22 protein-coding genes and 1 pseudogene are annotated in these 22,740 nt (G+C 68.7%); 13 read left to right on the top strand and 10 right to left on the bottom strand.

From position 1 onward, the window contains the following. Positions 1 to 14 precede the first annotated feature (14 nt). From hydA to AMK58_RS22165, 6 genes and pseudogenes are all read right to left on the bottom strand, one after another. Positions 15 to 1,472, bottom strand: a pseudogene (gene hydA, locus AMK58_RS22190) (dihydropyrimidinase); the annotation flags it as partial. A gap of 196 nt (positions 1,473 to 1,668) precedes the next feature. After that, the gene (locus tag AMK58_RS22185; RefSeq protein WP_035679655.1) at positions 1,669 to 2,400 is read right to left on the bottom strand and encodes a maleate cis-trans isomerase family protein; all 732 of its coding nucleotides are present in this window, start codon (positions 2,398 to 2,400) and stop codon (positions 1,669 to 1,671) included. A 17-nt stretch (positions 2,401 to 2,417) separates the two neighbouring features. Continuing rightward, positions 2,418 to 3,749 carry an amidohydrolase family protein gene (locus tag AMK58_RS22180; protein WP_035679657.1) on the bottom strand — a complete coding sequence of 444 codons (1,332 nt, stop codon included), beginning with the start codon at positions 3,747 to 3,749 and terminating at the stop codon, positions 2,418 to 2,420. Beyond that, on the bottom strand, positions 3,746 to 4,528 hold the full coding sequence (locus AMK58_RS22175) for an ABC transporter ATP-binding protein (protein WP_035679659.1): 783 nt from the start codon (positions 4,526 to 4,528) through the stop codon (positions 3,746 to 3,748). The genes AMK58_RS22180 and AMK58_RS22175 overlap by 4 nt, the downstream gene beginning before the upstream one ends. Positions 4,529 to 4,531: 3 nt before the next feature. Further along, positions 4,532 to 5,338 carry an ABC transporter permease gene (locus AMK58_RS22170; RefSeq protein WP_035679661.1) on the bottom strand — a complete coding sequence of 269 codons (807 nt, stop codon included), beginning with the start codon at positions 5,336 to 5,338 and terminating at the stop codon, positions 4,532 to 4,534. Positions 5,339 to 5,494: 156 nt separating this feature from the next. Then, positions 5,495 to 6,508: an ABC transporter substrate-binding protein gene (locus tag AMK58_RS22165; protein WP_051140693.1), complete on the bottom strand. Its 1,014-nt coding sequence runs from the start codon at positions 6,506 to 6,508 to the stop codon at positions 5,495 to 5,497. A 224-nt stretch (positions 6,509 to 6,732) separates the two neighbouring features. Between AMK58_RS22165 and AMK58_RS22160 the strand changes: the two genes are divergently transcribed. The 7 genes from AMK58_RS22160 to AMK58_RS22135 all read left to right on the top strand — a co-directional run bounded on the left by AMK58_RS22160 (position 6,733) and on the right by AMK58_RS22135 (position 13,389). Continuing rightward, entirely contained in the window at positions 6,733 to 7,467 is a 735-nt protein-coding gene (locus tag AMK58_RS22160) for a GntR family transcriptional regulator (protein ID WP_236778333.1), read from the top strand. A gap of 580 nt (positions 7,468 to 8,047) precedes the next feature. Continuing rightward, positions 8,048 to 8,215, top strand: a complete 168-nt coding sequence (locus AMK58_RS30980; protein ID WP_167555933.1) for a hypothetical protein — start codon at positions 8,048 to 8,050, stop codon at positions 8,213 to 8,215. Positions 8,216 to 8,366: 151 nt separating this feature from the next. Beyond that, the gene (locus AMK58_RS22155; protein WP_035679665.1) at positions 8,367 to 9,101 is read left to right on the top strand and encodes a proteasome-type protease; all 735 of its coding nucleotides are present in this window, start codon (positions 8,367 to 8,369) and stop codon (positions 9,099 to 9,101) included. Between the two features lie 225 nt (positions 9,102 to 9,326). Next, entirely contained in the window at positions 9,327 to 10,490 is a 1,164-nt protein-coding gene (locus AMK58_RS22150; protein WP_104675353.1) for an ABC transporter ATP-binding protein, read from the top strand. Positions 10,491 to 10,536: 46 nt separating this feature from the next. Beyond that, on the top strand, positions 10,537 to 11,583 hold the full coding sequence (locus AMK58_RS22145) for an ABC transporter substrate-binding protein (protein ID WP_035679667.1): 1,047 nt from the start codon (positions 10,537 to 10,539) through the stop codon (positions 11,581 to 11,583). Positions 11,584 to 11,690: 107 nt separating this feature from the next. Beyond that, a complete protein-coding gene (locus AMK58_RS22140; RefSeq protein ID WP_035679668.1) occupies positions 11,691 to 12,581 on the top strand; it encodes an ABC transporter permease in 891 nt (296 codons plus the stop codon). Continuing rightward, on the top strand, positions 12,574 to 13,389 hold the full coding sequence (locus AMK58_RS22135) for an ABC transporter permease (RefSeq protein ID WP_035679669.1): 816 nt from the start codon (positions 12,574 to 12,576) through the stop codon (positions 13,387 to 13,389). Before AMK58_RS22140 ends, AMK58_RS22135 begins: the two co-directional genes overlap by 8 nt. 1 nt (position 13,390) lies before the next feature. Here the strand turns inward: AMK58_RS22135 and AMK58_RS22130 are convergent, their stop codons facing one another. After that, positions 13,391 to 13,747 (bottom strand): hydroxyisourate hydrolase, encoded by a 357-nt coding sequence (locus tag AMK58_RS22130; RefSeq protein ID WP_035679671.1) that lies wholly within the window; start codon positions 13,745 to 13,747, stop codon positions 13,391 to 13,393. Between the two features lie 30 nt (positions 13,748 to 13,777). Here AMK58_RS22130 and AMK58_RS22125 point away from each other — a divergent pair, with 30 nt between their 5' ends. Together AMK58_RS22125 and AMK58_RS22120 are read left to right on the top strand one after the other, a co-directional pair. Continuing rightward, positions 13,778 to 15,007: an MFS transporter gene (locus tag AMK58_RS22125; protein WP_059399467.1), complete on the top strand. Its 1,230-nt coding sequence runs from the start codon at positions 13,778 to 13,780 to the stop codon at positions 15,005 to 15,007. After that, positions 14,998 to 16,398: an amidase gene (locus AMK58_RS22120; protein WP_059399466.1), complete on the top strand. Its 1,401-nt coding sequence runs from the start codon at positions 14,998 to 15,000 to the stop codon at positions 16,396 to 16,398. The genes AMK58_RS22125 and AMK58_RS22120 overlap by 10 nt, the downstream gene beginning before the upstream one ends. A gap of 189 nt (positions 16,399 to 16,587) precedes the next feature. Here AMK58_RS22120 and AMK58_RS30975 read toward each other — a convergent pair whose 3' ends face one another. Beyond that, complete coding sequence (locus tag AMK58_RS30975; RefSeq protein ID WP_158283134.1) at positions 16,588 to 16,761, bottom strand: hypothetical protein; 174 nt, start codon at positions 16,759 to 16,761, stop codon at positions 16,588 to 16,590. Between AMK58_RS30975 and AMK58_RS29910 the strand changes: the two genes are divergently transcribed. From AMK58_RS29910 to AMK58_RS22110, 3 genes are all read left to right on the top strand, one after another. Next, entirely contained in the window at positions 16,747 to 19,728 is a 2,982-nt protein-coding gene (locus AMK58_RS29910; protein WP_257722161.1) for a PAS domain-containing protein, read from the top strand. The genes AMK58_RS30975 and AMK58_RS29910 overlap by 15 nt on opposite strands. A 147-nt stretch (positions 19,729 to 19,875) precedes the next feature. Next, complete coding sequence (locus AMK58_RS30645) at positions 19,876 to 20,064, top strand: hypothetical protein (RefSeq protein WP_035679683.1); 189 nt, start codon at positions 19,876 to 19,878, stop codon at positions 20,062 to 20,064. Positions 20,065 to 20,171: 107 nt separating this feature from the next. After that, positions 20,172 to 21,137, top strand: coding sequence for a hypothetical protein (locus AMK58_RS22110; protein ID WP_051140695.1), 966 nt, complete (start codon positions 20,172 to 20,174; stop codon positions 21,135 to 21,137). A gap of 41 nt (positions 21,138 to 21,178) precedes the next feature. Here AMK58_RS22110 and AMK58_RS22105 read toward each other — a convergent pair whose 3' ends face one another. After that, positions 21,179 to 21,793: a class I SAM-dependent methyltransferase gene (locus tag AMK58_RS22105; protein ID WP_035679686.1), complete on the bottom strand. Its 615-nt coding sequence runs from the start codon at positions 21,791 to 21,793 to the stop codon at positions 21,179 to 21,181. A gap of 159 nt (positions 21,794 to 21,952) precedes the next feature. Here AMK58_RS22105 and AMK58_RS22100 point away from each other — a divergent pair, with 159 nt between their 5' ends. Further along, positions 21,953 to 22,282, top strand: a complete 330-nt coding sequence (locus AMK58_RS22100) for a hypothetical protein (RefSeq protein WP_035679689.1) — start codon at positions 21,953 to 21,955, stop codon at positions 22,280 to 22,282. A gap of 31 nt (positions 22,283 to 22,313) precedes the next feature. On the opposite strand, the gene AMK58_RS22095 is transcribed toward AMK58_RS22100, so the two are convergent. Beyond that, the gene (locus AMK58_RS22095; RefSeq protein ID WP_014241828.1) at positions 22,314 to 22,643 is read right to left on the bottom strand and encodes a hypothetical protein; all 330 of its coding nucleotides are present in this window, start codon (positions 22,641 to 22,643) and stop codon (positions 22,314 to 22,316) included. Between the last annotated feature and the right edge of the window lie 97 nt (positions 22,644 to 22,740).

Here is a 22,740-nt window from a genome sequence, read left to right as displayed (position 1 = left end):
TTAGAACGGCAGGGTCAGAACGGCAAAACCGGGGCGGGCGAGCCCTTGGGCCGCGCCGGGGCGGGCAGGCCGCAGGGCAGGAACGCGCCGCGCCCCGGCTCGGCCAGCAGTTCGCCGTCGCGGCAGATCACCTCCCCGCGGGACAGCGTGACGACCGGCCAGCCGGTGACCTCGATCCCCTCATAGGGCGTGTAGTCCACATTGTGATGCAGGATGCCGTTGGTGATGGTGACCGTGCGCGATGGGTCCCACAGGGCGATGTCGGCGTCCGCCCCCACGGCGATGGTGCCCTTGCGCGGGTGCAGGCCGTACATGCGGGCGGGGTTGGCGGCGGTCAGCTCGACGAACTTGGTCAGCTCCATCCGGCCCTTCATCACGCCTTCGGAGAAGAGCAGCGGCAGGCGCGTCTCGACGCCGGGGATGCCGTTGGGGACGCAGCGGAAGGGCGCCTGCTCGCCATGCACCTTCTTGCCGCCCGGCCCGTCGAAGCGGAAGGGCGCGTGGTCGGAGGAGAAGACCTGGAAGGCGCCGCCGGTCAGCCCGTCCCAGATCACCTTCTGGTTCGCGGCATCGCGCGGCGGCGGCGAGCAGACGCACTTGGCGCCCTCGAACCCCTCCCCGCCCAGGTCGTCGGCGGTCAGGAACAGGTATTGCGGGCAGGTCTCTGCGTAGATGCGCAGGCCGCGCCCCTGCGCCCAGCGGATCTGCTCCACCGCGTCGGCGCCGGAAACATGGACGATCAGGATCGGCACGTCCACCAGCTCCGCCAGGGAGATGGCGCGGTGGGTGGCCTCGCGCTCCGCCACGCGGGGGCGCGAGACGCCGTGGAAGAACGGTGCGGTCTGGCCGGCGCGCTCCAGCTTCTCGGTCAGCCAAGCGATGCAGTCGGCGTTCTCCGCGTGCATCATGACCATGGCGCCCTCGGAGCGGGCGATGTCCAGAACCTCCAGGATCTGCCGGTCGTTCAGCTTCAGCGCGTCGTAGGTCATGTAGATCTTGAAGGACGTGTAGCCCTCGCGGATCAGCGCCGGCAGCTCCTGGCCGAGCACCTGCTCGGTGGGGTCGGTGACGATGAGGTGGAAGGCGTAGTCGATCAGCGGCTTCCCGGCGGCGCGGCGGTGATAATCGTCAACCGCGGCGCGCAGCGTCTTGCCCTTCTCCTGGCAGGCGAAGGGCAGCACCGTCGTGGTGCCGCCGAAGGCCGCGGAGCGCGTGCCGGTCAGGAAATCGTCGGCCATGACGGACCCGTCGCCGGTCGGCTGGTCGAAATGGACATGCCCGTCCACCCCGCCCGGCAGGACGAGCAGCCCGGCGGCGTCGATCTCCTCCCGCCCGGCGGCCAGCCCCTCGCCCAGCGCGGCGATCCGCCCGCCGCGCACGCCGACGTCGGCCTTGAACACGTCCGACGCGGTGGCGACCGTGCCGTTGCGGATGACCAGATCGAAGTTCATGGCAACCCTCATGTTGGATGACCAGTTTGTTCCCTCTCCCCTCCGGGGAGAGGGTTAGGGTGAGGGGGCAGCATGGGCGAAAGCCCATGCCAGGGGATGGCGAAGGGGCAGTATGCCCCTTCGCGGTGCGCACGCGCACCGGCCCCCTCACCCTCCCCGCCGCTTGCGCGACGGGTCCCCTCCCTCTCCCCAGAGGGGCGAGGGCATTTTCAGGCCCTCAGCCATGCAGCTCGCGGAACAGGCTGCCCCAGCCCTCGACGCGGCGGGTGTCCACGCCGGTCATGCGCAGCGCCTTCCACACCACCGTGGACACCGTGTCGTAGACGGGGATGCCCAGCGCCTTTTCCATCCGCTCCGCCACCGGGGCGCCGCGCATGTTGGTGCAGATGATGGCGATGGCCTCCGGCTTCGCCTCGGCCACCTCCAGGCACATGCGCTCGATGGTCGCTTCGCTCACTTCGGAGAAGGAGAAGTTGCCGCGGTCGTTCAGGTGCCGCTCCGCCACCACCTCGAAGCCGGCGGCGTTGTAGTTGGCGACCATCTTGTCCTGGATCTCGTGCAGATAGGGGCTGACGATGGCGAAGCGCTTGCGCCCGGTCGTCTCCAGAATCTCGTTCAGAGCAAGCATGGAGGTGCAGGCGGGAATGCCCGTCTCGGCCTCGATGGAGGCGCACAGCGTCTCGTCGGCCGCGAAGCCCAGCCAGCCGGCCGAGGTGCCGTTCCAACCGATCACGTTCAGCCGGGCGTCGGCCAGCAGCCGGGCGGCGTCCAGGAAGGGCGCGTCGGTGAACTGGTCCAGCGCCGCGGCGCGCAGGGAAATCTCCTTCACCGTGAAGCGCCCGAAATGGGCGGTCACCTCCGGCAGGCCGCTCAGCATCGCGGAGGTGACGGGCTCCAGCACCGTGTTGGAGGACGGGGTCAGCATGCCCAGAAGGACGCGGTTGCTCATATCCATGGTTCTTTCGGTCAGGCGCGCGCCCACAGCGCGCGGGCGGCCTTGTCGGCCTCGATGCAAATCTCGTTCAGGTCGGCGCGGACGGGGCGCCCGTCCTCGACCAGCGTTTCGCCGTCCACCAGCACCATCTCCACGTCGCGCCCCTGCGCGGTGTGGACGAGCGTGCCGAGCGGGTTCATCAGCGGGCGCAGATGCGGGCGTCGGGCGTCGAAGACCACGAGGTCGGCCAGCTTTCCTACGGCCAGCGTGCCGATCTCGTCGGCCATGCCGACCGCCTGCGCGCCGCCCAGCGTCGCCATGCGGAAGACGTCGGCGGGCTGCCAGGCGGCGGTGACGCCGCCCCGCTGGATGCGCGCGGTGGCGAGCGCCCAGCGCATCGCCTCCACCATGTCGCCGTGCTGCGTGTCGGTGCACAGCGCGAGGTTCACGCCGGCCTCCTTCAGCTTCGGCGTCGGGGCCAGCCGGCCCGAGGCGGCGTTGCACTTCGGCACATGCACCGCGTGCGCCCCGGTGCGGGCGAGGCGCGCGATGTCGCCGTCCTCGACATAGAGGCAGTGGGTGGCGAGCAGCCGGTCGTTCATCAGCCCGCACTCGTCCAGCAGTTCCGCCGGGGTCAGGCCAGTCGACGCCTTCACCCGCTCCACCTCCACCCGGCTCTGCGCCAGATGGGTGTTGACGCGCATGGAGCGCGCCGCGGCCTCGTCGGCGAGGGTGCGCAGGAAGGCGGGGGAGCAGGTGTCCGGCGCGTGAGCGGCCATTTGCACCTGGATGCGTCCTCCGTTGGCGCCGTTCCAGCGGGCGTGCAGGTCCAGCGTCCGCAGCAGCAGGTCGGAGCCGATGGCCGCGTCGAAGCGCCATTCGCCCTGGGCCACCCGGGCGAAGTCCACGTCGTGGACGCGCCAGCTCGCATGGACGCGCAGGCCGAGGTCGGCGATGGCGTCCAGCGTCGCGTCGGCGTGGACGAAATGGTCGCAGATCAGCGTCGAGCCGGCGAGCAGCGCCTCCACCGCGCCCAGCCGGGCCAGCGCGCGGGCCTCCTCCGGCGTGGCGTCGGTGCCCTTGGGAACGCCCGGCGTGTAGGAAGGGGCGAAGCCGAGATCGGCGGCCACGCCGCGCACCATCACCAGGACGGCGTGCAGGTGGGCGTTGACGAAGCCCGGCGTGACCACCCGCCCCGGCAGATGCCGGACCTCGGCGGCGGCGGGAAGCCCCTGCGAGGCCGGGGCGAGATGGACGATGCGCCCGTCGCGGATGCCGATGGCGGCGTCGTCCACGACGCTGCCGACGGCCTCCCCGGTCAGGGCGGTGACGCCGGTCAGCAGCAGATCGAGCCGGCCGGTCACGCGACGGCGGCCTGCCGTTGCTGCAGGCCCTCCTCACGGATCAGGTTGAGGATGTGGCGCTTGTGGTCGTTGAAGCGCGGGCCGGTGGTGTCGCGCGGGCGCGGCAGGTCGAGCGCGATCAGCTCGCGGATGCGGCCCGGACGGCTGGTCATCACGGCGACGCGGGTGCCCAGCACCAGCGCCTCGTCCACGCTGTGGGTGACGAAGACGACGGTGCAGCGCTGCTTCTGCCAGATGGCGACCAGTTCCTCCTGCATGTCCATCTTGGTCTGGGCGTCGAGCGCCGCGAAGGGCTCGTCCATCAGGATGACCTGCGGGTTCAGCAAAAGGGCGCGGGCGATGCCGACGCGCTGGCTCATGCCGCCCGACAGCTCCGCCGGAAAGTGGTTTTCGAAACCGCGCAGGCCGACCATGTCGATGTATTCCTGGGCGGCGTCGCGCCGGTCGGCCTTGCGCCAGCCCTTCAGGCGCAGGTGGAAGGCGACGTTCTCCCACACCGGCAGCCAGGGCATCAGGTTGGCCTGCTGGAAGACCATGCCGCGGTCGGCGCCGGGGCCGTCCACCGCCTTTCCGCCCACCGTCACGCTGCCCTCGGTCGGCTTCTCGAAGCCGGCGATCATGTTCAGCAGGGTGGACTTGCCGCAGCCCGACGAGCCGAGCAGGCAGAGAAACTCGTTCTTCTCCACCGACAGGCTGACGTCGTCGATGGCCAGCAGGTCGCGCTTGCGCTTGGCGTCGCGGAAGATCTTGGTGATGTTGCGAAGCTCGATGGAAGCCATCGCTCAGCCCTCCCGGCTCTGGAGCGTGGAGCCGTGCTGCCAGTGCAGCGCGGCGGACATCAGGACCTTGATGAGCGCGTCGGTCGCGTAGCCGAGCAGGCCGATGCTGGCCATGGCGGCGAGCACGAGGTCGTAGCGCAGGAAGTAGTAGCTGTCCCACAGCACATAGCCGAGACCGCTCTTCACCGCGACCATCTCCGCCGTGACGGTCAGCATCCAGGCGGCGCCGATGCCGATGCGCAGGCCGGCGAAGATGCTGGGCAGGGCCGCCGGGAACACGACGTGGCGCAGCAGCTGCTGCTCCGTGGCGCCCATCATCGAGGCGGCGCGGATCAGGTTTCGGTCGGCGGTCTTCACCCCGTGGATGGTGTTCATCAGGATCGGGAAGAAGGCGCCGAGGAAGACCAGGAAGATGGCCGGCTTGTTGGCGATGCCGAACCAGATGATCGCCAGTGGGATCCACGACACCGGCGGCACCGGGCGGAGCATCTGGAGCGTCGGCTCCACCGTGCGCTCGACCCAGCGCCACCAGCCGATGGCGATGCCCAGCAGCACGCCGCTGACCACCGCGATGCCATAGCCGGCGGCGACGCGCGTGGCGCTGGACAGGGCGTCGGCGAACCAGCGGCCGGTGTTGCCCTGCGAGGTCTCGTCGAAGCCGAAGATCCAGTCGCCCCAGGTGTGCAGCACCACCGACGGGGCCGGCAGCAGCGCCGCCGGCAGAAAGCCGGACCGGGAGAACACCTCCCAGGCGGCAAGGATGAAGAGAGGAACGACGGCGCGCTCCCAGGATTTCGACAATGCCGTCATGGCCCGGTTTTCCTATCCCGTCATGTACATAGCCCTCTCCCCTCTGGGGAGAGGGTGGCCCGTAGGGCCGGTGAGGGGGGTGCGCATGGCGGAACGTCCGGCACAAGCGCAACCCCCTCACCCTGACCCTCTCCCCAGAGGGGAGAGGGGAAGTTCTTAGAAACCAAGCTCGCTCTTCGGCTTCTTGGTCACGGCTTCGAGGAACGTGTAATCGAGGTTCTTCTCCGCGGCGGCGGTGACGTCGTTGGAGATGTACTTCAGCTCGCGCATCATCGTGGCGATGGCCAGCGTGCTGTCCTTGTGGATGGCATAATCCGGGGAGGCGTTCTTCAGCGCCTCGGTGGCGACGGCCTTGTCCATGCCGGTGTACTTGTTGATGACGTCCACCCACACGGTCTGGTCGGACTTCAGCTTGTCGACCAGGGCGACGACCGAGCCGACGGTGGCCTCGACCGCCTTCGGATGGTCCTTGATGACGTCGGAGCGGGTGACGATCAGGTTGGTCAGGTTGCCAGCCGCCTGGTCATAGGGCAGAGCGAAATGCGTGCCGACGCCGGTCTGGCGGATCTGCGAGGCGAAGGGCTCCACCGTGCAGATCACGTCGACCTCGCCGCGCTGGAGGGCGGCGGCGTGGTCGGACGGGTTCGGGATGTTGATGAACTGCACGTCCTTGTTGACGTTGATGCCGTGCTTCTGGAGGGCGCCGCGCATGTGGATGTCCTGCGCGTTGCCGCGCGACGCCGCGACGCGCAGCGGCTCGCCCTTCTCCTTGCGCTCGGCGATCAGCGTCTTCAGCCCGTCCCAATCATCGGCCTTCAGGGTGATGCCCTTGCCGACGACGATCTCCGACCCACCGTTCACCTGGCCGGACACGGCCACCACGTCGAAGCCCTTATCGAGCGCCGTGATGTAGTGCAGGTAGGTGACCTGGGCCATGTCGATGCTCTTCGACACCAGCGCGGTCAGCACGTCGTTGCCGGAGTTGAAGTTGATCGCCTCAATCTCCACACCCTTGGCGAGTTCCGGGGTCAGCGCCATCGGCAGGCAATGGGCGCATTTGGCGAAGCCCAGCTTCAGCTTCTCCGCGTCGGCGGCCTGAACGGTGGCAGCGGCGGAGAGGGCGAGGAAGGCGGCGGTGACGGTCGTCAGGGTGAGGGACCGGAACGTCATGAAAGGAGTGCTCCCGATGCGGTTGCGTCCCTCCTCCTTTCGCAAGGCGCGTGCCAAATTGTATACAATATTATAATCGCCAATTTGTTGGCTGTTTTCAGCTGTTTAGAGCATAGTAGCGAAGGCTGGCCGCGCGGAAGCGTGCTTGCCTGAATTTTGGGCAGAGCGCATCATTTCGGCATGCATGCCCAAGTATGCAGCACTTTCGGGGGTGGTGGGTCAGGATGGACAGGATCAAGACCATGAAGGCGCCGGCCCGGCCGATCCGCCGCGCGACGCTGCATCATTCCGCGGTGGAGGAACTGCGGGCGATGATCCTGGACGGAGAACTGCCGCCCGGCGTCCGCGTGCCGGAGGTGCAGCTGTGCGAGCAGTTGGGAATCTCCCGCACGCCGTTGCGCGAGGCGCTGCGGGTCCTGTCGTCGGAAGGGCTGGTGGAGCTTCGCCCGCACCGCGGCGCCATCGTCGCCCCGGTCGACCCTGGCGAGATCGGCGCGATCTTCGAGGTGATGGACGCGCTGGAGCGGTTGGCCGGAACGCTCGCCTGCCGCAACGGCTCCGACGCGGAATTCGCGAAGCTCGACCGGATGCACGACCAGCTCGTCACCCAGCACGAAGCGGGGGAACGTGCGGCCTACTTCCTGACCAACCGCCAGATCCACACCCAGATCGTCGCCATGGCCCGCAACCCGGCGCTGGAGGCGACCTACGCCGGCTTCGCCGCAAAGATCCTGCGCGCCCGCTCGCTCGCCAACTACGATACGGGCCGCTGGCAGGAGTCGGTGGACGAGCACGAGGCTTTCATGACGGCGTTCCGCCGCCGCGACGCCGAGGAGGCCGGCGCCCTGCTGGCCGACCACAGCCGCCGCACCGCGGTGGCGGTCATCCAGGCTCTGCGCCCTGCGGCGGCTCAGGGGGAAAAGGTGGAAGCCGGAGCCGAGCCGATGGACGCGGGATGATTCGTTCGATTGAGGCTTGAATTATGCTGCGCTGCGGAATATATTAGTTTCACTGACGCCTTTTTGGGCGTTTCCTCCCTAGACTCGGGCCGCCGGAGCAATCCTGGCGGCCTTTTTCTTTGCTGGCGCATCTATGGTTTTGTGCGTCGCAGCAAGAAAAAGCCGCAATGTCTGGTGGAAAGCGAGGCCCTGAAAGTGAAACACGCTGCCGCCGTCAAAGCCCTGCGGGGGTGCGAGGGCTTGAGGCATGCAGCGTGTCGCATTGTGTGCGCGCCTTTGTTTTTTGTGCGGCGCGCCCTTGCTTTCACGGACTACCGAGTCCTCCCTAGACTCCGGCCTGACGCTGTTCGCAGCGCTACGAAAGATAGACCATACGTACCCGCATGATGTCAATGGGCACGGCAGCTGGAGGAGTATGTTTTTTCGCCTATGACCTTGCGCTGGACCCCGTAAGTTCCAAGCGAATCGGAACATGACCGCCTGCCATCGTAGGGATCGGCCGATCGCCGCGCGTACCATCGCCGTCTTGGTTCACGTCATGCCCGCTGGGCATCGGAACCGACAATGCGGAGGAAGCACCATGGCCGATGAACGGAACCCGAACCAGATGGGCAGCCAGAACGAGCGGAAGCAGGGGCAGCAGACCCAGGACAATCCGAAGAACAGGCAGCAGGGACAGGACCAGGCGAACCGGCGGCAGCAGGACATGGACCGCGACCAGGACGAGAAGGGCGGGCAGCAGCGCTGACCGCGCATCGCGGCGAGGCGGGACATGATGTCCCGTCTCCCGCGATGGGTTTGCGGCGTGCCGGTTTTTTCGGCATACACTGGGGCGGCCGGCCGGCCGCCCCTTTTCGCGTGGGCGGTCCGGCTTCCGCTGGGAGGAGAGAGGACGGACCATGACCTACTGCGTCGCCCTGTATCTGGAGGACGGCTTGGTGATGCTGTCGGACACGCGCACCAACGCGGGGGTGGACCACATCTCCATCTTCAGCAAGATGCACGTCTTTGAGGAGCCGGGCGACCGCATGATCGCCCTGATGACCGCCGGCAACCTGTCGCTGACCCAGTCGGTGATCGCGCTGATCCAGGAAGGGGTGGAACTGGACGGCGAGATCCGCACCATCGGCAGCGTGAACGGCATGTTCCAGGCGGCCCAGCTCGTCGGTGCCGCCGTCCGTCAGGTGTGGAAGCGGGACGGCCACGCGCTGAAGGAGCAGCGGGTGGATTTCGACCTGTCCATCATTCTGGGTGGCCAGATCCGCGGGGACCGGGTGCGGCTGTTCCATGTCTACGCCGCCGGCAATTTCATCGAGGCGACCGCCGACAACGCCTTCTTCCAGATTGGCGAGCACAAGTATGGCAAACCGATCCTCGACCGGGCGCTGAACCACAACACGCCGATCGAGGAAGGGATGAAGCTGGTGCTGATTTCCATGGACAGCACGCTGCGCTCCAACCTGACGGTCGGACTTCCGCTCGACCTGATCGCCTACCGCCGCGATTCCCTGAAGCTGGAGACGAAGCGGCGGATCGGCGAGGATGATCCCTGCTTCAAGGAGATCAGCGACGGCTGGTCCCAGGCGCTCCGCGAGGCGTTCCGCTCCTTGCCGCCGCCGCGCTGGGCCGACTGACGGAAACGGGCCAAAGCGGCGCTTAATTTTTAGGCACATTCAGCGGGCAGTCTGCCCAGCGGCGCGGCGCGCCCGAGCGATGCCCTTGGGGTGAACACCAGAGTATGCGGGGGTTCGGGGCCGGGCCGTCCCTGACCCCATGGGAATGGCACGCGGGTTGCTCTCCCTCTGTCCTGCGACGCGCCACCGGGGTTTCCGCCGGTGCGCCCTACCAGGACACGCCCCATGGCCGCACTCCAATCCGCCCGTTCGCACCGCCACCCGTCCCCGCAGCCCGCCGCGGAGGCTCCCGCAGCGCCAGCGGGCGTCGCGGTGACGCTGGACGGCATCACCCACCGCTTCGGCGCCTCGACCGCCGTGGACAACGTGACGCTGGAGATCAAGGCGGGCGAGCTGGTGGCCTTGCTGGGGCCGTCCGGCTGCGGCAAGACCACGCTGCTGCGCATCCTCGCCGGATTCCAGGCGCAGACGCTCGGCCGCGTCGTCATCGGCGACCGCGTGGTCGACAGCCTTCCGCCCGCCGGGCGTGGCGTCGGCATCGTGTTCCAGAATTACGCCCTGTTCCCGCACATGACCGTGGCGCAGAACGTTGCCTACGGGCTGGAGGCGCGGGGTGCCGCCCGCGACGCCGTGCGGGCTCGGGTGGAGGCGATGCTGGGTCTGGTGAAGCTGGACGCCATGCGGGACCGCTTCCCCAAACAGCTGTCCGGCGGGCAGCAGCAGCGCGTGGCGCTGGCCCGCGCCCTGGCCATCCAGCCGAGCATCCTGCTGCTCGACGAGCCCTTCGCGGCGCTCGACAAGAATCTGCGGCTGGACATGCAGATCGAGATCAAGCAGCTCCAGCGCCGCTTCGGCATCACCACCATCATGGTCACCCACGACCAGGAGGAGGCGCTGAGCATGGCCGACCGCATCGCCGTGTTGAGCCGGGGCAAGCTGGAGCAGTTCGGCACGCCGGAAGACGTCTACGACCGTCCCGGGACCCTGTTCGTCAACGGCTTCGTCGGCAGCGCCAACCAGTTGCGGGGCCGCGTCGTCCGCGCCTCCGGCAGCGTCGCCGAGGTGGCGCTGGAGGCCGGCACCGTTCTGACCGCCGTCACCCCCGACGCCGCGCTGGCCGCCGGCGACCCCGCCATCCTCTGCGTGCGCCCGGAAAACCTGCGGCTCGCCACCGAGGCGGCGCCCCAGCAGATCGCCGGCACCGTGGACCTCGCCCTGCCGCTCGGCCCCGTGGTCGTCTACGAGGTGCGCACCGCCGATGGCGGGCAGGTGAAGGTGACCGAGCCGCGCGTGGCCGGCGCCGCGCTGCGCGCGCCCGGCACGCCGGTCCGGCTGCAACCCGTCTCCCCCCAGACCTGCCGCGCCTTCGCCGTTCCCGCGGGCGCCTGATTCCTCCCCTCCCCCTCTTCTTCTCCTCCCCCTGGAGTGCCCGCCGATGACCCTCGACCGCCGCCAGATCCTCGCCGCCGGCCTCACGCTCGGCGCCATGTCCCTGTTCCCCGGCATGAGCTGGGCGCAGGCGCGCAAGCTGGTGTTCGCCACCTTCACCGGAAGCTGGGAGGAAGCCCACCGCGACGTCATCGTCCCGCATTTCCGCAAGGCCACGGGCAACGCCGACATCGCGCTGGACCCGATGCTGTCGGTGGACATGATCGCCAAGGTGTCCGCCGCCAAGGCCAACCCGCCGATCGACGTGATGCTGATGGACCCCGGCCCGCGCCTGTCGGTGATCGGCCAGGATCTGGCCGCCCCATTCCCCGTCGCGGACAGCAAGAACTACCAGGACCTGCTGCCGGTGGCCCAGCTTCCCGAAGGGCCGGGCATCTTCTTCCAGGCGGTCGGCATCACCTACAACCCGGAGAAGGTCAAGACCCCGCCGACGAGCTGGGACGACCTGTGGAAGCCGGAGTACAAGGGCCGCGTCGGCATCACCAACATGAACTCGACGCTCGGCACCGCGTTCATGGTCGAGCTGGCGAAGACCCGCGGCGGCGGCGAGAACGACATCGAGCCGGCCTTCGCCGCGCTCAAGGAGCTTCAGCCGAATCTCGGCGCCGTGGCGCCCAACCCCGGCGCGCTCGCCACCCTGTTCCAGCAGGGCCAGATCGACATCTCCCCGGGCAACTTCAACGCCATCCAGATCCTGCGCGCCCGCGGCGTGCCGGTGGAGTTCGCCAAGCCGAAGACCGGCACCATCGCCTTCCTGACCACCGCCCACATCACCAAGAATTCCCCCAACGCCAAGCTGGCGGCGGCGCTCATCGAATCCGCCATGGCGCCGGAGGTCCAGACCAAGCTGATGCAGGCGCCCTTCTACGTCATCCCGACGAACTCGAAGGTGCAGATGGACGGCGACATCGCCCGCATGATCGCCAAGGACCAGGAGGAGTTGAAGGCGTCCTTCGTGTTCCACGACTGGTCGGTGATCAACCAGAACCGCGCCGGCTGGATCGAGCGGTTCAACAAGGAGATCAAGGTGTAAGTGCGGGAAACGGGCCCCCACCCAACCCTCTCCGGATTGGCCTTCTTAGCCCTCTCCCCTCTGGGGAGAGGGCTAAGAAGGCAATTGCCCCCACAGGACTCCACCCCATGACCGCCATCACCGCCCCCGGCCTTGCCGGACCCGCGACCGCCGCACGGCCCCGCATCGGGCGGGAATGGACGCTGGCGCTGCCGCTGGCCGCCTTCTTCGCGGTGTTCTTCGTGACGCCGCTGCTCCTGCTGGTCGCCGTCAGCCTCTACGCCGACGCGGAGATGACGCGGTTCGGGCTGGACCAGTACATCCGCTTCTTCGGAGACACCTTCAATCTGGCCGTGCTCGGCAGCACGCTGCTGCTGGGGGTGAAGGTCACGGCGCTAACCCTGCTGTTCGGCTATCCGCTGGCCTGGCTCTACACCCGCAGCGGGCCGCGGATGCAGTCGGCGCTGATCCTCGTCATCATCCTGCCGCTGCTGACCTCCGTCGTGGTCCGCACCTTCGCCTGGATCGTCATCCTGGGGCGGGACGGCATCGTCAACAACCTGCTGCTGTCGCTGGGTCTGGCGGAGACGCCGCTGCGCCTGCTCTACACCGAAGGCGGTCTGGTCGCCGCCCTGGTGCAGGTGCAGATGCCGCTGATGGTGCTGCCGCTCATCACCACCCTGTCGCGGCTCGATCCCAACCTGCTTGACGCCTCGGCAGCGCTGGGCGCCGGGCCGTGGCGGGGCTTCCTCAAGGTGACGCTGCCACTGAGCCTGCCGGGAATCGTCGCCGGCTGCCTGCTGACCTACGCCGCCGCCGTCACCGCCTTCATCACCCAGTCGCTGGTCGGCGGCGGGCAGATGCTGTTCATGCCGCAATACATCTATCAACAGACCATCACGCTCCACAACTGGCCCTTCGCCGCCGCCATCTCCATCGTCTTCATGGTGTCGGTGCTGGGCGTCGTGATGCTGTTCAACCTGCTGGGCCGCGCCAGCAAGGGGTACGTCCATGCCTGACATGCAGCGCCCGACCCTGGGAAGCGCCTCCTTCGGCCTCGTCATGGGCACGCTCGCCGGTGCGGCGCTGCTGCTGCTGGCGGCGCCGACCCTGGTGGTGCTCGTCACCTCCTTCACCGATGGCTATTCGCTGAAGTTCCCGCCGCCGTCCTATAGCCTGCGCTGGTACGCCTCGCTGATCGACGCGTGGCAGCTCCAGGACGCCGCCCTGGTCAGCCTGAAGCTGGGCGCCGTGGTGACCGCCGTGTCGGTGGCGCTGGGCACCGCCGCCGCGCTGGCCATCGGGCGCAGCCGGCGGGCCTGGGCGCGCGGGCTCGACGCGCTGTTCATGTCGCCGCTGGTCCTGCCGGCGCTGGCCTTCGGCCTCGCCTCGCTGGTGTTCTTCAGCACGGCGGGGGTGGAGCTGTCCTTCCTGACGCTGGCCATCGGCCATATCGTGGTCAGCGTGCCCTACGTCCTGCGCACCACGCTGGCGAGCCTCGCCCAGCTCGACCCGGCGCTCCTGGAAAGCTCCGAGAGCCTGGGGGCCGGGCGCCTCTACACCTTCCGCCGGGTGACGCTGCCGACCATCCGCAACGGCATCGGCGCCGGGGCCTTCATCGCCTTCATGTCGAGCTTCGACAACATCCCGGTGTCGCTGTTCATGGCCGACGCCCGCAACGAGGTGCTGCCCATCCGCATGTGGCAGATCCTGGAGAACAGCCTGGACGTCCGCGCCGCGGCGGTGTCCGGCGTGCTGATCGCCGTCACCGTCCTGGCGATGGTGGTGATGGAGCGGGTCGCCGGCCTGTCGCGCCAGCTCCGCTGACTTATGCTCCCCGGAACAGGGAATAGCCCCAGGGGGTGAACTTCAGCGGCAGATGGTAGTGCTGGTCCACGTCGGTGACGGTGAAGCGGAACGGCGCCTCCTCCAGGAAGGCCGGTTCCGCCGCCCCCACGCCTTGCGCGCGCAGCCAAGGGCCGATGTGGAACACCGCCTCGTAGACGCCCGCCGTCACGCCCGCCCCGCCGACCACCGGATGATCAAGCGCGCCATTGGCACACAAACGGCTTTCCGCTAGCTTGCCCCGCTGTCCGTCCCGCAAAGCATAGAGTTCCACCCGCATCCCCTCGGCGGGCACCCCGCGCGCCACGTCCACCGCATGCAACGAAATCCCGCCGGCCATCGGCCCGTCCCTTTCCTGTGTGGAGTTCCCATGAACGTCTGGTTGCTGCCTCTGATCGCCATGGCGGCGGTTCAGGCGTTCGTCGGGCTGTGTCTCTTCGCCATCCCGGTGATCGCGCCGCAGGCGGCGCCCGACCTGGGGGTCGATCCGGGGCTTCTCGGCCTTTATACCGCGGTCGTCTTCACCGCCGCCATCCCCGCGTCGCTGGGGGCGGGCGGGCTGATCGCGCGCTGGGGAGCGATCCGCACCTGCCAGGCCTGCCTGCTCGCCGCCGCCGGGGCCGCGCTGCTGTCGGCCAGCGCCCTTCCCATCGCCTTCCTGCTGGGGGCGCTGGCGCTGGGCTTCGCCTTCGGCCCGGAGACCCCGGCCAGCACGCAGCTGCTGTCCCGGCTGACCCCGCCGGAGAAGCGGCCGCTGGTCTTCTCGCTGCGCCAGACCGGCAACCAGTTCGGCGGCATGGCCGCTGGGTTCGCCGTGCCACTGCTGGTCCTGTCCGTCGGCTGGCAGGCCAGCCTGCTGGTCGTGGCCGGCGCCACCGCCGTGCTGGCGCTCGTCCTGGAGCCGCTGGCCCGCCGCCATGACGGCGACGACCGCGCCGCCCCCCGTCCCGCCGGCCGCGGCACGCTGAAGCGCGCGCTCGATCTGGTCGCCGGGGAACCGGCGCTGCGCCGGCTGGCCATGGCGGTCTGCGCCTTCTCGGCCATGCAGCTCTGCCTGAACGGCTTCCTGGTCAGTTTCGCGGTGACCGGACTGGGCTGGAGCCTGCCGCTGGCCGGGACGGCGCTGGCGGTGGCGCAGGGCGCCGGGCTGATCGGGCGCGTCGGCTGGGGCCTCGTGGCGACGCGCTGGGCGCCGCCCCGCGTCATCCTCGCCGGGCTGGGCATCGCCATGAGCATCGCCGCCGCCCTCGTCGCCATCGCCTCCCCCGGCTGGCCGGCGCCCGCCTTTCTGGCCGTCTGCGCCGCCTTCGGCCTGTCGGCGAGCGGCTGGAACGGCCTGTTCGTCTCGGAGGTCGCCCGTCTCGCCCCGACGGGCCGGGCGGGCGAGGCGACGGGCGGCATGCTCGCCATCGCCTACGCCGGGCTGGTCATCGGACCGGCGCTGTTCAGCCTGCTGGTCGCCGGGGGTTTCGGCTATTCCGCCGGCTATCTGGCCGCCGCCGCCGTCGCGCTGGCCGGCGCCGCGGCGCTGGTCGTCCCCCTGCCGCCAGCCCCCACCCCCGACCTTTCCACCGCCGCCAAGGACACCCCATGCGCATGATGAGCGCCCTCCGGATCGCCGAACAGGTCGCTGCCCGCGAGGTCAGCGCCGCCGCCCTTTACGACGACCTTCTGGAGCGGGTCGCGGCGGAGAATCCGCGGCTGAACGCCATCGTTCATCTCGATCCGGAGGCCGGGCGGGCGGAGGCGCGGGCCGCCGACCAGCGCGCCGCGCAGGGCGAGGCGCTGCCCCTGCTCGGCGTGCCCTTCACGGTGAAGGACAACATCTGGGTGCGCGGCCAGCCGGTCCGCCAGGGATCGCGGCTGTTCGAGGGCTTCGTGGCGCCGGAGGACGCGGTGGCGGTGGCCCGGCTGCGCGCCGCGGGCGCCGTCTTCGCGGGCATCACCAACTGCTCCGAATTCGCCTGCAAGGGGGTGACGACCAACCTCCTGCACGGCCCGACCCGCAATCCCTGGGACCTGTCGCTGACCCCCGGCGGCTCCTCCGGCGGGGCGGCCAGCGCGGTGGCGGCGGGGCTGGCGCCGCTGGCGCTCTGCACCGACGGCGGCGGCTCCACCCGCCGGCCGGCGGCCCATGTCGGGGTGGTCGGCATGAAGCCCTCGGCCGGAATCGTCCCCCACCCCGTCGGCTTCGCCGAGCCGGTGTTCGGCAATTCGGTGATCGGCCAGATGGCCCGCTCCGTCGCCGACGTGGCGCTGATGCTCGACGCGCTGGCCGGGCCGGACCCGCGCGACCCGCAATCGGTGGCGGTATCCGGCTCCTTCGTCCGTGCCGCCGCCAACCCCGACCCGGCGGGCCTGCGCATCGCCTACTCCCGGCGGCTGGGTCTGGACGCCCCCGTGGACCCGGAGGTCGCGGCCTGCGTGGAGCGCGCCGTCCACCGCCTCGCCGATGCCGGGGCCATCGTCGAGGAGGCCGACCCGGTCTGGCCCGAGGGCGCCGGGGAAAACGGCCTGATGCCCCTCCAGTTCGCCGGCCTCGCCGCGCTCTACGGCGAGCGCTTCCGCGCGGCGCCGGAGCTGTTCGACCCGGACATCGGGCAGCAGATCGACGCCGGCCTGCGCACCAGCGGCGCGGAGGTCGCCCGCGCCCTGCACCTGCGGGAAGAGGCGTACCGCGCACTGGCCGCCCTCTTCACGCGCTACGACCTGCTGGTCTGCCCGACGACTCCGGTCACCGCTTGGCCGTTCGACCGGCTCGGCCCCGCCACCATCGACGGGCGTCCGGTGACGCCACGCGGGCACGCGGTCTTCACGCCGCTGTTCAATCACTGCTACGCACCGGCCTGCTCGGTCCCTTGCGGGCTGACGGAGAGCGGTGGACTCCCCGTTGGGCTCCAGATCGCCGGTCCGCGTCTGTCCGACGCGGCGGTGCTGCGGCTGGCGGCCGCGGTAGAAGCCACCTATGGTTACACGCAGCCCATGCCGTAACACTCTTTCCATGAAAAGGAGGGCCGGCGCTTGGGATAGAACGGACAGCCTGTTTTAATTACCATCGTATTCTGGCAATCTTTGCCCGCGGAAGGGTGGAGTAGGGAGATACGGGTGAAGACCAGCGAGCCGGACCAGCGGCCTGGATGGTCGGCGCCTCGGTTGTCGATTATTTTCCTTGTGGTTGCATTACCACTGATCGCCTTCGAAGTGCACAACATCCTGGAATTGCGCAAGTCCCGGGAAACAGAAATCCGTCTGGAATCGATGCAGCTTCTGGATCAAGTCGAATCCGAACAACAGCGCATCGCCGACGATATCGAACACGTTTTGGTTGCCCTTACAGAGATGGGTATAGGGCATCTGTCTCCAGCGGCCTGTCAGGATACACTTCTTCGGATCAAGGCGAAGTTTCCCCCGTATCTGGCGGTGAGCGTCAGCAACCGGGCCGGGACCATCTGGTGCTCCACCGAACCGCAGGCGCGCGGTCTTTCCGTCGCCGACCGCAGTTATTGGCGTGAGGCGCTGACCACCGGAGTGCAGTCCAACGGGGCCACCCTGACCTCCCGCACCACGGGACGCCCATCGATTCCCTTCGCCCTCGCCTACAAGGACGAGAACGGAGTTCCGGCCGGGGTGGCGACGGTGCTCCTCGACACCACATGGCTGAACCTGTTCCTTCGCGAGAAGAGCCTGCCGGACGACGCGGAGGTGGTGATCGCCGACCGCTCCGGCATCGTCCTGGCGCACCAGCCGGAGATGCCGGACACCGTCGGCCGACCGCTCCACACGCCTTACCGGGCTCTGCTGGACCGGGGCGAGCGGCGTGTGGTCGAAGCCCCCGGTCCGGATGGACGGATGCGGATCACCGCGGTGTCACCGCTGGCCGCCGGCGTTCCCAACCTCTACGTCCATGTCAGCCTGGACAAGGACGCATCCATGCGGCCGGTCAACGCGGCCGCCCGGCGCACGCTCGTCATCTTTACCGGGCTTTTCCTGTTCGCCGGGCTCACCGCAGGATGGAGCCTGTGGCGCTTCCTGCGCGCGCATGAACTGGCGCGCAGCAACGCGCTGCGAATGGCGGCGGTGCTTGGCAGCACGGTGGACGGCGTGATCGAACTGGATCACGACTGGCGCTTCACCTATCTGAACGACAAGGCGGTCACCCTGGTCGCCCAGGGCCGCGACCTGCGCGGACAGTCGCTGTGGGATGCCTTTCCGGAACTGGTCGGCACACCGATGTGGCACAAGGCCCATCAGGCGATGGCCGGACAGACGCCAATCGACGACGAGTTCCAAGGCATGCGCACCGGACGCTGGTTCTGGATGCGGGCCTTTCCCAACGCGAACGGGATGTCGGTCTATCTTCTCGACATCACCCGGCGGCGGCAGGCCGAGGACGATCTGCGCAAAAGCAAGGACCGGTTGAGCCTTGCCCTTGAATCCGCCTTGGCCGGCACCTTCGACTGGGATCTGACGAACGGCCAGGGGCATTGGTCGGACGAGACCTTCCGCATCTTCGGCCTCGACCCGGCGGTGCACGAGACGACCAGCGCCGTCTGGCGGTCGGTGGTCCATCCCGACGATTTCGACATTGCCACGCTGAAGGCCCAGGCGGAAATGCTCGCCGAGCGGCGTGCCTACATCCGACTGGAATATCGCATCATTCAGCCTGGCGGCGCCGTCCGCTGGGTCTCGTCGATCGGACGCGTCAGCTATGGTCCGGACGGCACGCCGCTGCATTTCAACGGCCTGAATCTCGACATCACCGAGCGCAAGGCGCTGGAGGAGGCGCTGCGCCGCAGCGAGGAACGGCTGACCATTGCACTGGCCGCGTCGGAGGCCGGCATCTGGGATTTCGACCTGCGCGACCGGACGCTGGCCTGGTCGGACGGTATGTACCGGCTGTACGGCGTCACCCCGGACAGCTTCACGCCTGGCGAGGACAGCTTTTTCGAGCTGGTGCACCCGGCGGACCGGGACTCGGTGCGGCGGTTCACGAAGGATGTGCTGGAGGCGCGGCGCTCCGATTACCGCGGGGAATTCCGCATCCTCCATCCGCGCGACGGGGTGCGTTGGATCATGGCGATCGGGCGCCCCGTCTACGACGGTGGGCGCTTGGTCCGGCTCAGCGGATTGAATCTCGACATCACCGGGCGCAAGGCAATGGAGCAGGCCCTGCGCGACGCCAAGGCGAAGGCCGACGAGGCCAACATCTCCAAGTCGAAGTTTCTGGCGGCGGCCAGCCACGACCTGCGCCAGCCGCTGCAATCCGCCCTGCTGTTCGCCGGTGTCCTGCAACGCCACGTCGATCCCGACAAGGGCCACAGCCCGCTGGCTTCGCTGGAACGGGCGCTGGAGACCTTGAAGAACCTTCTCGACAGCCTGCTGGACGTGTCGCGCCTGGATGCCGGCGTCATAACCCCGCAGATCGACACGGTGCCCCTGCGCCCGATGCTGGACGAGATCGAGGCGGCCTATGTTCCGATCGCTTCCAGCAAGGGGCTGGAGTTCACCGTCGTCCAACCCGCACCGGATCTGGCGGTGTGCAGCGACCGGTTGCTGCTCGGCCGGATGCTCCGCAATCTGGTGGAGAACGCCATCCGCTACACCGAGGCGGGCTATGTCCGCGTGTCCTGCGAGGCGGCGGACGGCACCGTCCGCATCATGGTGCAGGACAGCGGCATTGGCATCTCGGCGGAGCAACAGACCAAGGTCTTCGAGGAGTTCCATCAGGTCGGCAACCCGGAACGCGACCGCAGCCAGGGGCTTGGCCTGGGACTCGCCATCGTGAAGCGGCTGTCCCGGCTGCTGAACCATCCGGTGTCGGTGCGCTCCGAACCGGCCCATGGATCGGTCTTCGCCATCGAGGCGCCGCGTGCCGCCCCGACCATCCCTCTTCCCGCCCCCGAAGCCGAGACCTCCCCATCCGGCGACGGGCGCTTGGCCGTTCTGGTCGAGGACGACGTCATCGTCCTGATGGGGCTGCGGACCATCTTCCAGGAATGGGGGTACGAGGTGGCCGTCGCCGGCTCCGCCGCGCAGGCTCTGGAGCGGCTGCGCGGACTGGACCGCCACCCGGACCTGATCATCGCCGACTACAGGCTGCGCAATGGCCGGATCGGAACGGAAGCCATCGTGCAAATCCGCGGGCTGGTCGGATCGCCGGTTCCGGCGATCATCCTGACCGGAGAGATCGGCACCGAATGCGACCGCGACGCGGCGGCACTCGGGCTGGCCGTGGTGCGCAAGCCGGTCACCCCGCGGCAGCTTCAAAGCGCCATCCAGAATCTTTTGAACCACAATCCGTTGAGCCGGACCGGGGACTGATCCTCCCTTCCCGACCGGAGAGCGGTGGACAAAAAGCGGACCAGCCTTGACGGGGCAGTGGCACTGCCCCATATTGTGCACTGCAACATAACGATAAACCCTTTCCCGAGGGGGAGACGCCTTCTCAGTCCTTTGAGGAGGTCCCTTATGAACACGCCTTCGCGCTTCGCTTCCGCCCTTCCCTCTGAACGCGACATGCAGCTTATCCGCCGCAAGGCCGCCCGGATGCGTGCCGACCATCTCCGGTCCCTACTGGGCCGGCTGGCCGCGTTTCTGAAAGGACGGACGGCTGACCTCAATCCCCACCGCCTGGATGGCGGCCAAGCCGCCGGTTGACACGGACGGCCCTCATTTTTCCCTGACACAGCAACAGTAACGCCCCGCAGGCGGTCCGTGACAGCGACGCCTCGCGGGATGGTTGGTCTTTGGTTGGAGTTTTTCACATGCAGAAACGAGCGGTCGCCCTGGGCGGCTTCGGTGGGTTCAACCTGCACGGCGCGGGCGTGCTGACGGCGCTCGACCGCCTGGAGCGGATGCCCGACCTGTTCACGGTGACCTCCGGGCAGATCGTCGTGCTTGCCGCCTGGCTGCGCGGCGAAGACGTGCGCCGCCTGCTTCTCGAACACCGGGGGGCGTCCGGTGGGCTGCTCCAGGCCTGGCAGACCGCCCTGTTCGGACACAAGGGCGTGTTCCGCCCGGTGTTGGGCGAGCACGCGCGGCGCTGGCTGGATGTCCCGCTGTCGCCCTCGGCGGTGCTGGAGCGGCTGATCCCGGCCCGCCAATACGCTCCGGTGCGCGACCGCGACACCGTGGCCGAGATCGCCCGCACCCTGAACGAGGCCGAGGTCGGCGTCGTCTTCAACACCTACGATTTCCGCTCCGGCAACGGGCTGTTGCACGGCAACGCCGCCGCCCGCCGCCTGATGGCCGGCGAGGTCGGGCTGGAGGACATCACCGCGGAAGCGGTCGAGAGCGCCCTCTGGCTCTATCTCTACGGCTTCGAGGAGGCCCCCGGCGGGCTGATCGACGGCGCCTATCACCGCAGCATCATCCTGTCGGAACTGCACGGCTTCGACGAGGTGACGGTGGCCGCGCCCTTCCCCGTTTCGTGGATCGGGCCGGTGCCGCGCAACCAGCTGGAGGTGGAGAACTGGAAGATCCGCCAGTGGTTCGCCAACTCCTACAAGGCGGAGGTGGCGCGGCTGCGCCGGGTGATCGAGCTGATGGAGCGCGGCACTCTGAACGACCCGGCCTACCGCATCCGCTCCCTGACCGAGCTGCCGCTGCGCCGCCATTACGGCTACTTCGACTATTTCACCGAGAAGGCGGAGGTGTTCGACGACGCGCTCGCCCAGGCGCTCGACCATTTCGGCGGCGGCCCGGCCCACGAGCAGCGGCGCGCCGGCTGACCGGCTGACCGGCTGACCGGCTGACAGAACGGCCCGGCGGCTCAGGCCGCGCGGGCCTCCACCAGCTTGACGCAATCGCCCATCACGAAGCGGCTGTCGACCGCCCCCATGCCGGCCTGCGGCAGATGGGCCTCGTAGCCGGCGGTGTAGCGGGCAGCGAAGGCGAAGCTCAGCCAGGGCGACACCACGCGCATCCACAGCCGGGCCGCCGAACGCTCCGACTGGGTATAGTCGAGAATGCGCAGCGTCCCCTCCGGCTTCAGGATGCGCCGCATCTCGCACAGCACCGGCACCTGAAGCTCCTCCGGCAGGACGCAGAAAACGAAGGTCGCCACCACATGGTCGAAATGGCCGTCGGGGAAGCCGGTGGCGGCCAGATCCAGCACCTGGAACTCAACCGCCCGCCCCTGCTTGTCCGCCCGCTTGGCGGCGCGGGCCAGCATGGCCGGGCTGGCGTCCACCGCGGTCACGCGGGCGCCGGCGGGGTAGAAGGGGATGTTGCGGCCGGTGCCCGCCCCGGCGTCGAGGATGCGCCCGGACAGGCCGCGAAAGGTGCCCCGCCGCAGGCGCCGCTTCCACATCATCTCGTAACCGAGGTCCAGCGCGTCGTAGAGCGGGGCGATACGTTCGTAGGTGCGCACATAACCGGTCTGCATGGGTTGAGACTCCCCCGAAGCGGCCCATTCACACCGTGAGCGCCAAGGGCCGGAAGCGCGTTTCGCCTGTTCTTCCTTTCATAGCAGGCGAATGTGACGGATCATCGCGCCTGGGGTTCGAAGCCCGATAAACGGCCCGACAAACGGAATGGAGATGGCATGGATGCGCTGAACCCGGCGGCGGAGGCCCGCCGTCAGGCCGGACTGGAAATCCAGGCGCTGGCCGAGGATTTCGAACAGAGCGACGAAGCCGCCTTCCTGCGGATGCGAATCATCGGCGGTGTGGTGGCGGGGGTGGTGACGCTGGTCCTGCTGGTGCTGCTGACCGCCGGGGCGGACTGGCGCTATCTGTTCGGCTTCTGGGTGGTGATTGTCGGCTTCATCGGGATCGGCTACGCGGTGTCCGTCTACCGCCAGCGGCAGCAGACCGCGCGGCTGCGCGCCCTGGCGACCCGCTGGCTGACCGGCGGGACGGTTCCGCCGGTCTGAGGAAAGGGCCGGTCCGAGCGGGGAGACGGGGTCAGGAGGCGCGCGAGCCTCGGCGCTTGCGTCGGCGCTGGAAACTCTGGATGCGCTCGATCACTTCGCCCATGTCGGCCGCCTCCTCGACCTCGCCAAGATGCAGGAGGACGCGGATGTAGGTGTCGATCAGGCCGAGGACGGCCTCTTCGTCGGTCACACCGTAGGCCGCCTGGCCCAGGGCATCGACGATCAGGGTCCCGCTGTCGGCCAGCGCCTCGGCCACCTCGTTGATGGCACGGTCGAGGGCGGTGTCATCCCCGTCCGGCGCTTCCAGCACCGGGTCGAGGATGTCGGGAAAGGAAAGCCGGTCGGCGGGATAGCCAGCCATGGGCAACTCTCCAAGATAAAAAAGGGCCGTGAGCCGGCCCCTGGTGCGCGCGAACGGAGGGTGGTGTCCCCTTCTGGTGATTCGTGGCCCGTTGAAA

Origin of the sequence: Azospirillum brasilense, assembly GCF_001315015.1 — a bacterium.
Lineage (GTDB): Bacteria > Pseudomonadota > Alphaproteobacteria > Azospirillales > Azospirillaceae > Azospirillum > Azospirillum brasilense.
The sequence above is the reverse complement of the archived record's forward strand: the minus strand, read 5'-3'. Positions and strand labels throughout refer to the sequence as shown.

Bases quoted from the DNA above. Each gene is read 5' to 3' on its own strand.
- AMK58_RS22140 (WP_035679668.1), top strand. From the start codon at position 11,691: ATGACCGCCATCACCGCCCCCGGCCTTGCCGGACCCGCGACCGCCGCA.
- AMK58_RS22170 (WP_035679661.1), bottom strand. From the start codon at position 5,338: ATGACGGCATTGTCGAAATCCTGGGAGCGCGCCGTCGTTCCTCTCTTC.
- AMK58_RS22155 (WP_035679665.1), top strand. From the start codon at position 8,367: ATGACCTACTGCGTCGCCCTGTATCTGGAGGACGGCTTGGTGATGCTG.
- AMK58_RS22105 (WP_035679686.1), bottom strand. From the start codon at position 21,793: ATGCAGACCGGTTATGTGCGCACCTACGAACGTATCGCCCCGCTCTAC.
- AMK58_RS22135 (WP_035679669.1), top strand. From the start codon at position 12,574: ATGCCTGACATGCAGCGCCCGACCCTGGGAAGCGCCTCCTTCGGCCTC.
- AMK58_RS22095 (WP_014241828.1), bottom strand. From the start codon at position 22,643: ATGGCTGGCTATCCCGCCGACCGGCTTTCCTTTCCCGACATCCTCGAC.
- AMK58_RS22145 (WP_035679667.1), top strand. From the start codon at position 10,537: ATGACCCTCGACCGCCGCCAGATCCTCGCCGCCGGCCTCACGCTCGGC.
- AMK58_RS22165 (WP_051140693.1), bottom strand. From the start codon at position 6,508: ATGACGTTCCGGTCCCTCACCCTGACGACCGTCACCGCCGCCTTCCTC.
- AMK58_RS30645 (WP_035679683.1), top strand. From the start codon at position 19,876: ATGAACACGCCTTCGCGCTTCGCTTCCGCCCTTCCCTCTGAACGCGAC.
- AMK58_RS30980 (WP_167555933.1), top strand. From the start codon at position 8,048: ATGGCCGATGAACGGAACCCGAACCAGATGGGCAGCCAGAACGAGCGG.
- AMK58_RS22150 (WP_104675353.1), top strand. From the start codon at position 9,327: ATGGCCGCACTCCAATCCGCCCGTTCGCACCGCCACCCGTCCCCGCAG.
- AMK58_RS22175 (WP_035679659.1), bottom strand. From the start codon at position 4,528: ATGGCTTCCATCGAGCTTCGCAACATCACCAAGATCTTCCGCGACGCC.
- AMK58_RS22120 (WP_059399466.1), top strand. From the start codon at position 14,998: ATGCGCATGATGAGCGCCCTCCGGATCGCCGAACAGGTCGCTGCCCGC.
- AMK58_RS22185 (WP_035679655.1), bottom strand. From the start codon at position 2,400: ATGAGCAACCGCGTCCTTCTGGGCATGCTGACCCCGTCCTCCAACACG.
- AMK58_RS22160 (WP_236778333.1), top strand. From the start codon at position 6,733: ATGGACAGGATCAAGACCATGAAGGCGCCGGCCCGGCCGATCCGCCGC.
- AMK58_RS22100 (WP_035679689.1), top strand. From the start codon at position 21,953: ATGGATGCGCTGAACCCGGCGGCGGAGGCCCGCCGTCAGGCCGGACTG.
- AMK58_RS29910 (WP_257722161.1), top strand. From the start codon at position 16,747: ATGGGTATAGGGCATCTGTCTCCAGCGGCCTGTCAGGATACACTTCTT.
- AMK58_RS22125 (WP_059399467.1), top strand. From the start codon at position 13,778: ATGAACGTCTGGTTGCTGCCTCTGATCGCCATGGCGGCGGTTCAGGCG.
- AMK58_RS22130 (WP_035679671.1), bottom strand. From the start codon at position 13,747: ATGGCCGGCGGGATTTCGTTGCATGCGGTGGACGTGGCGCGCGGGGTG.
- AMK58_RS30975 (WP_158283134.1), bottom strand. From the start codon at position 16,761: ATGCCCTATACCCATCTCTGTAAGGGCAACCAAAACGTGTTCGATATC.
- AMK58_RS22110 (WP_051140695.1), top strand. From the start codon at position 20,172: ATGCAGAAACGAGCGGTCGCCCTGGGCGGCTTCGGTGGGTTCAACCTG.